The sequence below is a fragment of the Nocardioides sp. genome (assembly GCF_031397825.1).
Lineage (GTDB): Bacteria > Actinomycetota > Actinomycetes > Propionibacteriales > Nocardioidaceae > Nocardioides.
Map to the genome: position 1 here is coordinate 1 of NZ_JANNML010000040.1, position 6,574 is coordinate 6,574.

Annotated in this window: 4 protein-coding genes; 2 read left to right on the forward strand and 2 right to left on the reverse strand. The window is 70.5% G+C overall.

Annotated elements, in window-relative coordinates:
- A partial coding sequence (locus tag RMN98_RS03000) for a sigma-70 factor domain-containing protein (RefSeq protein ID WP_397208684.1) occupies positions 1–727 on the reverse strand: 727 nt, incomplete at its 3' end.
- Between the two features lie 137 nt (positions 728–864).
- Positions 865–1,446, reverse strand: a complete 582-nt coding sequence (locus RMN98_RS03005; RefSeq protein ID WP_309647321.1) for an HhH-GPD-type base excision DNA repair protein — start codon at positions 1,444–1,446, stop codon at positions 865–867.
- Positions 1,447–1,823: 377 nt separating this feature from the next.
- Here RMN98_RS03005 and RMN98_RS03010 point away from each other — a divergent pair, with 377 nt between their 5' ends.
- Together RMN98_RS03010 and RMN98_RS03015 are read left to right on the forward strand one after the other, a co-directional pair.
- Positions 1,824–3,029, forward strand: coding sequence for an MFS transporter (locus RMN98_RS03010; protein ID WP_309647322.1), 1,206 nt, complete (start codon positions 1,824–1,826; stop codon positions 3,027–3,029).
- The coding region (locus RMN98_RS03015; RefSeq protein ID WP_309647323.1) for a nitrate reductase subunit alpha at positions 3,026–6,574 on the forward strand (3,549 nt) is incomplete at its 3' end. The genes RMN98_RS03010 and RMN98_RS03015, both read left to right, overlap by 4 nt.

Sequence of the window (6,574 nt, forward strand, 5' to 3'; positions counted from 1 at the left end):
CCTCGATCCGCTTGGCGAGCTCGACCTCCATCTCGGCGTTGAGGAGGGGCACCTTGCCGATCTGCTTGAGGTAGTCCTTGACCGGGTCGGCGGTCGCACCGGCGACCATGACCTGCTGCTCGGGCTCGTCGGTGTCGTCGGCCGCGGAGACGATGAACGTCGCGGACTTCTCGTCCTCGACGATCGTCGGGTCGGTCTTGACGTCCTTCTCGAACTCCTCGTCGGGGATGTCGGGGAGGATCTTCTTGCCGTCGGGGCCGATCACCACGGCGGCGGTCTCGACCTCGACGACCGCCGCGGCGGTCTTCTTGGCCGCGGTCTTCTTCGCGGCGGTCTTGGCGGCGGTCTTGGCGGGCGCCTTCGCCGCGGCCTTCTTCGCCGGAGCGGCGGCCGGGGTCTCCTCGGCGGCGGGCTCCGCGGTCTTGGCAGCGGCCGCCTTCTTGGCCGGAGCCTTCTTGGCCGCGGTCGCGGTGGTCGTCTTGCGGGTGCTCGCCGCGGCGGCCACCCGGGCCGAGGCCGCGGGCAGTGCCACCGAGATGCCGAGGCCGCTCAGGTGGGCCAGGAGGGCCTTGAGGTGGCGCGGCTCGACGGCCGCGTCCTCACTGGCCCGCCTCACCTGCTCGGGGGTCACGCTCCCGGTCGGGGCAGCCTGCAGGAGCAGCGCCTCGACAGCGGGGTGGGACAGCACGTCAGCGGGGATCTTGCGCGCGTTCGAAGACACGAACACCTCTCGTCAAACTGGCATAGGGCGCGACTCAACCCGGTGTCGTCAAGAGCCGCGTCGTCATTCTGCCACGGGCGTGGTCAGTGAGGACACTCCGCCCCGGATGCGGCTCACCCGGAGGGCTGAGACGCCGGCCCGGCTCAGGTCGCCTCGGCCGCCTTGGCTTCCCGTGCCATGGCCTTCATCTCCTTCTTGTGCTCACGCACCTTCTGCAGGGAGGCAGGATCGACCACGTCGGCGACCGAGCGGTAGCCCTCGAGCGCGTAGTCCCCCGCGATCGCCTCCCAGCCCTCCGGTCGTACGTCGAGCTGCTTGGCCAGCAGCGACATGAAGATGCGCGCCTTCTGCTTGCCGAAGCCCGGCAGCTCCAGCAACCGGTTCATCAGGTCCTTGCCGTCGACGGCCTCCGTCCAGAGCCGCTCGGTCTCCCCGAAGTACTGACCGCAGACGAGTGCGGCGAGCTCCTGCATCCGCTCGGCCATCGAGCCGGGGAAGCGGTGCACCGCCGGCGGGGTGGCGCAGAGGGCGGCGAACTCCTGCGGATCGGCGGCCGCGATCGACTCGGGGTCCATCGAGCCGAAGCGGTCCAGCACCTTCGCCGGTCCACGGAAGGCGTGCTCCATGGGGTACTGCTGGTCCAGCATCATGCCCACGAGCAACGCGAACGGGTTGTCGGTGAGGACCTGGTCGGCGGCGTCGTCGCCGGTGATGTGGATGGCCATGGCGCCATCCTGCCCGATGCCCCGGCGTGCCGAGGGTCCCCCGTCGCGCAGGCGCCCGGGTGGAGGGGACTTCGTGCCCTGTCCCCTCGCCGCGTCGCGGCCGAGGCTGGAGACATGGCTCCTCGCAGCGTGATCCCCGACCGCCGGACCACGCCCCGGCCCAGGCCCCGGCCCAGGCCCGACGGCGTGTCCGCCTGGGAGAACGAGGGAGGGGACCTGGGTGCGCCCGTCGGCACCAGGGACCTTGGTCCCGACATCTCGGGACGTGCGGTGGTGGCACGGCACCTGGCTCGCGCCGAGGGTGGAGGAATGTCTGCCCTTCCTCCCCGGCCCTCGGGGCCCTCCACGTGAGCGCCGTCGCGGTTCAGGCCGAGCACGTGGCCACTCCCCGCCTGCGCAACCCGTGGACCATGCTCGCGATGGCCACCTTGGGCTTCGCGGTCAACTTCTGGGCATGGGCCCTGATCAGTCCGCTGGGACCCCTGTTCCGCGACACCGGCTCCCTGGGTCCGCTCACCGAGTCCGACGTGGCCCTCCTGGTCGCCATCCCCGTGGTGGTCGGGGCGCTCGGACGGATCCTGGTCGGAGGCCTGACCGACACCTATGGCGGGCGCCTCATGTTCCCCCTGGTCTCGGCCGTCACGATCCTCCCGGTCCTCTTCATCGCCTTCGTGGCGCTCGACTCCTACACGCTGCTGCTGGTCGGGGGGTTCTTCCTCGGCGTCGGCGGGACCGTGTTCGCGGTCGGGGTGCCCTTCGTCAACTCGTGGTTCCCGCCCGAGCGCCGCGGTCTCGCGATCGGCATCTTCGGTGCCGGGATGGGTGGCACCGCGATCAGCGCCCTCACCACCGTCAAGCTCTACGACGGCCTGGGCACCACGTCGCCGTTCATCATCACGGCCGCGGTCCTGGCCCTCTACGCGGTCGCCGCCTGGTTCGTCATGCGCGACGCTCCCGGCCGGACGGCTCCGACGACGTCGCTCCTGGTGCGTCTCGCGGCCAACGCCCGCCTCACCATCACGTGGCAGGCGAGCATCCTCTACTCCGTCGCGTTCGGCGGCTACGTCGCCTTCTCGGTCTACCTGCCGGCCTACCTCAAGACCGCGCACGACCTCACCGCGGCCGACGCGGCCAACCGGATGGCCGGCTTCGTCCTGGTGGCCGTCCTCATGCGTCCGGTCGGTGGCTGGCTCTCCGACCGCTTCGGAGCTGTCCCGGTGCTCGCCGTCGGCTACGGGATCGTCGTCGTGGGAGCCGGCCTCTCCGCCGCCACTCCGCCGCTCGACGGCCTCGGGACGGTCGCCTTCCTCGCGATGGCCGCCGCCCTCGGCAGCGGCAGCGGCGCGACCTTCGCGCTGATCGCCACGGTGACCGAGCCCTCCCGGGTCGGCGGGGTCAGCGGCCTCGTGGGCGCCGCCGGCGGTCTGGGCGGGTTCGTCCCACCGCTGGTCATGGGCTACGTCTACGGCCGCACCGACTCCTACGCCATCGGCCTGGTGATGCTCTCCGTCACCGCCGCGCTCGCGCTCGTCCTCACCCTCACCGTCGTACGCCGCACAGCCAACGCAAGGACCACCGCATGACGAAGGAACCGCCCGCCGCCCCTCGGACGGACGGCGGACTGGCTGACGCCTTGGTCCGCAGCCGCAGGTTCTTCACGAAGGGCACGGTCTCCGACGACCTCCGCACGCTCAGCCAGAAGGGCGGGCGCGAGGCCGACGACTTCTACCGCGACCGCTGGAGCCACGACAAGGTCGTGCGCTCGACCCACGGCGTGAACTGCACGGGGTCGTGCTCGTGGAAGGTCTACGTCAAGGACGGGATCATCACCTGGGAGACCCAGCAGACCGACTACCCCTCCGTCGGTCCCGACTCCCCCGAGTACGAGCCGCGCGGGTGTCCACGCGGCGCCGCGTTCTCCTGGTACACCTACTCCCCCACCCGCGTCAGGTACCCCTACGTGCGCGGGGTGCTGCTCCAGATGTTCCGCGAGGCCAAGGCCCAGCACGGCGGCGACCCCGTGAAGGCGTGGGAGCACATCGTCGAGAACCCGCAGCGCGCCAAGGCCTACAAGTCCGCTCGCGGCAAGGGCGGCCTGGTGCGAGCCACGTGGGACGAGGCGTCGGAGATCGTGGCGGCCGCCCACGTCCACACCATCAAGAAGTACGGACCCGACCGGGTCGCCGGCTTCTCCCCCATCCCCGCCATGTCCATGGTCTCGCACGCCTCCGGCGCCCGGTTCGTGAACCTGATCGGCGGCTCGATGCTGAGCTTCTACGACTGGTACGCCGACCTGCCCGTGGCGTCCCCGCAGGTGTTCGGCGACCAGACCGACGTGCCCGAGTCGGGCGACTGGTGGAACGCCGGCTACCTGATCATGTGGGGCTCGAACCTCCCCGTGACGCGCACGCCGGACGCGCACTGGATGACCGAGGCGCGCTACCGCGGGCAGAAGGTGATCGCGGTCGCCCCGGACTACGCCGACAACGTCAAGTTCGCCGACGAGTGGCTGGCGGCGAAGCCCGGGACCGACGCCGCGCTCGCCATGGCCATGGGCCACGTCGTGCTGCAGGAGTTCTTCGTCGACAAGGACACCCCCTACTTCACCGACTACGTCAAGAAGTTCACCGACCTCCCCCACCTGGTCAGGCTCGAGGTCTCGACCGACGGGACCTACACCGCCGGCAAGTTCCTCACCGCCTCGGACCTGCCGGGTCACGAGCAGGACGAGAACGCCGAGTTCAAGACCGTCCTGGTCGACGCCCGCACCGGTGAGGCGGTCGTGCCCCACGGCTCCCTCGGGCACCGCTACGGCGACGACGGCATCGGCACGTGGAACCTGGAGCTCGGCGACGTCGACCCTGCGCTGACCTTCCTCGCCGAGGACGCCGTGACCGCCACCGTGCGGATGCCCCGCTTCGACACCGCCGACGGTGCGGCCGCCGACCTGCCGCGCGGGGTCCCGGTCCGCACCGTGGCAGGTCACCTCGTGACGACGGTCTTCGACCTGCTCCTCGCCCAGTACGGCGTAGGCCGCTCCGTCGGCGGCACGCCCCTGCCCGGCACCTGGTCCACCGGGTACGACGACGCCTCGGCGCCGTACACCCCGGCCTGGCAGGAGGCCATCACGGGCGTGCCTGCCGCGACCGCGGCGCGGATCGGTCGCGAGTTCGCCGCCAACGCCGAGGAGTCGCGTGGACGCTCCATGATCGTCATGGGGGCCGGGACCAACCACTGGTTCCACTCCGACACCATCTACCGGGCCTTCCTGACCCTGACCAACCTCACGGGGTGCCAGGGAGTCAACGGCGGCGGCTGGGCGCACTACGTCGGTCAGGAGAAGGTCCGCCCGATCACCGGCTACACGCAGGTCGCCAACGCCCTCGACTGGGTCCGTCCGCCGCGCAACATGATCCAGACCGCGTTCTGGTACCTCCACACCAACCAGTTCCGCTACGACCACTTCGGCGCCGACACGCTCTCCGCCACCACCGGCAAGGGGCAGCTCGCGGGACGCTCCACCGCCGACGTCATCGCGCAGAGCGCCCGCATGGGCTGGATGCCGTCCTACCCCACCTTCGACCGCAACCCCCTGGACCTCGCCGACGAGGCGAGGGCTGCCGGCTCGCCGGTGGCCGACTACGTCGTGGACCAGCTCAAGTCCGGCGACCTGGACTTCGCGGGCGAGGATCCCGACGCCCCCCAGAACTACCCGCGCATCCTGTCGATCTGGCGCGCCAACCTGCTCGGCTCCTCGGGCAAGGGCAACGAGTACTTCCTCAAGCACCTCCTCGGCACCGACCACTCCGTGCGCGCGAGCGAGACACCCGAGGACCAGCGCCCCGTCGACGTGACCTGGCGCGACCAGGCACCGGAGGGCAAGCTCGACCTGCTCATGACGATCGACTTCCGTCAGACGAGCACCACGATCTTCTCCGACGTGGTCCTGCCCGCTGCCACCTGGTACGAGAAGCACGACCTGAACACCACCGACATGCACCCCTTCGTGCACTCCTTCAACCCCGCGATCGCCCCACCGTGGCAGACCCGGACCGACTGGGACGCCTGGCAGACCATCGCCAAGCGCTTCAGCGAGCTCGCCGAGACCCACCTCGGCGTGCGCCAGGACGTCGTCGCGGTGCCCCTCACGCACGACACCCCCGACGCGATGGCCAACCCCCACGGGGTGGTGCGCGACTGGAAGAAGGGCGAGTGCGAGCCCGTCCCCGGTGTCACCATGCCCAGGCTGGTCACCGTCGAGCGTGACTACGGGGCCGTCCACGAGAAGATGAACGCCCTCGGGCCCCTGGTCGACACCCTCGGTGCGACCACCAAGGGCGTCACCTTCGAGCTGGGCGAGCAGGTCGACTACCTCCGTCACAAGAACGGCACCGTGCGCGGCGGCGTGGCCGACGGACGGCCCACGCTCCAGCGCGACGTGCACGTGTGCGAGGCCATCCTGGCGATGTCCGGCACCACCAACGGCCACCTCGCCGTGCAGGGGTTCCGCACCCTGGAGAAGCGCACCGGCGTGGCGCTGGCCGACCTGGCCGCCGAGCACGAGGGCAAGCAGATCACCTTCGCCGACACCCAGGGTCCGCCGGTCCCGGTGATCACCTCCCCGGAGTGGTCGGGCACCGAGACGGGCGGGAGGCGCTACTCGCCGTTCACGATCAACGTGGAGCGCAAGAAGCCCTGGCACACGTTGACCGGGCGCATGCACTTCTACCTCGACCACGACTGGATGACCGAGCTGGGTGAGGGGTTGCCCGTCTACCGACCCCCGCTCAACATGGCTGCGCTCTTCGCGGAGCCCGAGCTGGGCTCCATCTCCGACGGGAAGGGCCCGGACGGCGCCGGTGGCGCCGAGGTCGAGGGACTGACGGTCCGCTACCTGACCCCGCACAACAAGTGGTCGATCCACTCGGAGTACCAGGACAACCTGTTCATGCTCTCGCTCTCACGCGGCGGGCAGAACATCTGGATGAGCGACCGCGACGCGGTCAAGGTCGGCATCAAGGACAACGACTGGATCGAGGCGGTCAACCGCAACGGCGTCGTCGTCGCCCGGGCGATCGTGTCCCACCGGATGCCCGAGGGGACGGTGTACATGTACCACGCCCAGGAC